Annotated in this window: 4 protein-coding genes; all 4 read left to right on the top strand. The window is 72.1% G+C overall.

The window, feature by feature from the left end; all coding sequences use genetic code 11:
• Nucleotides 1-49: 49 nt before the first annotated feature.
• On the top strand, nt 50-421 hold the full coding sequence (locus ABT158_RS51125) for an HU family DNA-binding protein (protein ID WP_352366748.1): 372 nt from the start codon (nt 50-52) through the stop codon (nt 419-421).
• A complete protein-coding gene (locus ABT158_RS51120) occupies nt 418-819 on the top strand; it encodes a hypothetical protein (RefSeq protein ID WP_352366746.1) in 402 nt (133 codons plus the stop codon). Before ABT158_RS51125 ends, ABT158_RS51120 begins: the two co-directional genes overlap by 4 nt.
• A 26-nt stretch (nt 820-845) precedes the next feature.
• Entirely contained in the window at nt 846-1442 is a 597-nt protein-coding gene (locus ABT158_RS51115; protein ID WP_352366744.1) for a hypothetical protein, read from the top strand.
• A 28-nt stretch (nt 1443-1470) separates the two neighbouring features.
• Nucleotides 1471-1900: hypothetical protein (locus ABT158_RS51110; RefSeq protein ID WP_352366743.1), on the top strand; the 430-nt coding region annotated here is incomplete at its 3' end.

Genomic DNA, 1900 nt, shown 5'->3' with positions numbered 1-1900 from the left:
CCTGTGCGCGAGGTCGGGTGGAACCGGATTGGCGCACAGGAGAAAGCCCATGCACATCGCCATCCCGACCACCCGCCTCAACACCGTCGCCCTCGCCGAAGCCGTCGCCACCGAACTCGACATCCCCCATGCCGACGGCCGCGCAGCCGTCCAGGCCGTGTTCGACGTCATCGCCCGCGCCGTGGCCGGCGGCCACCCGGTCGCCGTCACCAACTTCGGGACGTTCCTCCCGATCGAGCAGCCCGCGCGGACTCGACGGAACCCGCAGAACGGGGCGCCGGTGGACGTGCCGGAGCACCGGGACGTCAGGTTCCGGGTGTCGCCGGGGCTGCGGGCGACGGTCCGGACGGCGGATCCGGTCCGGGCGACGATCCGGAAGGCCCCGAAGACGGGCCGCGCCGGTCAGGACGACGCGTCGTGACCGCCCCGGACCGCGTCCGGACGGATCCGGACCTCGCCGAACTCGGCCCGCTCGCCCAGGTCATCGCCCGCACGCTCCGCGACACCCCGATCCGGCTCGGCAGCCCCGACACGACGCCCGACCTCGTCGGAGCCCTCACCGCGGCCGTCGCGGTGTACATCGGCCGCGAAGTCCTGCCGCCCGGCGCGCTCGACGAGGCCCGGCCGCCAACGGTGGCCTGGGACGTGGAGGTCGAGCGCAGCCCGGGGTACTGGGTCACGTTCTCCCCGAACTGCCCCCTGAGCGCAGCCCAGGAGTGGTGCGCGTCCGCAGAGGAGAACACCAGGTGGCCGGCGCGCGTCGTCCGTCGGACCACGATCACCACGATTGAGCCGCTTCCCGCCGGCCCCGCCGCCTGACCCGCCCACCACGCAGGAGAACCACCATGATCGAGAACACCAACAACCCGGCCACCCGCGACGCCTTCCTCCTCGGCGCCCTCCTCGGCCAGACCAACGACGAACTGATCGGCAGCCAGGAGGCCCGCGGACAGCAGCAACTCGTCCACTCCGACCGGCTTCCGACCAAGCGCCGCGACGACCGCGACGCCTACGAGGCCCTCGGCTTCACCTTCGGCGCACCCGACGCCGACGACCCGCTGTTCACCCCCACCACGCTCCCCGACGGCTGGACCCGCGAGGCCGCCGACGACCACGACATGTGGTCATACGTCGTCGACAGGCTCGGCCGGCGCCGCGTGGCCATGTTCTACAAGGCCGCGTTCTACGACCGCCGAGCGGACATGCACATCGTCAACGTCCGGGAGTACGTCACCTCGCAGGTGTACCGGGAGCGCCCGATCGTCACGGACGACACCTGGGCCACCCCGGAGGCCGTCGTCGAGGTGGCGCGGGCCCGGATGGGTGAGTGCGACGACCACCTGGCCACGTGGGCGAAGGACAACGTTACGGAGGCCGCGCGCCTCAGGGCCGAGCGGGCGCAGTACGCCGCCGTCGTCGCCCAGTTCACCCCCGCCACCTGACCCGCTCACCACGAAGGAGACACACGACATGACCGAGCGTCCGTACACCGACGAAGACCTCCGCGCCGAAGCCGCCCGCCAGCACGCCACCCTCACCGAGGACCCCGACTTCGTGGGCGTCGGCGAGCGGATGGAAGACGCCTGGGTCGGTTCCGTTGAGACCGAGGAAGACGGAAGCGGCCGCACGTGGGCCGAGCTCCTCGCCGACGACGGTGACTGGGACGGCCCCTACGAGGAGGCGCAAGGCAAGATCCACGACCTGATCAACGGCGCGGCCAACGTGTCCGAGTGGGCCGTGAACCTCGGCGCCGACGGCCTCGCCCCGTACGACGGCCAGCTCACCCTCGACGGCGCCAACAAGCCGTTCGCCCGCATCCACTTCGCCTTCGCCCCGGACACGCCGGAGGCGATGAGGCTGGCGCTCGTGGAGGGCGTCGGCGTCGAGATCGCCCGTCATC

This window comes from Nonomuraea sp. NPDC001636, from assembly GCF_040298265.1.
Lineage (GTDB): Bacteria > Actinomycetota > Actinomycetes > Streptosporangiales > Streptosporangiaceae > Nonomuraea.
This window is presented reverse-complemented; position numbering and strand designations above follow the sequence as displayed.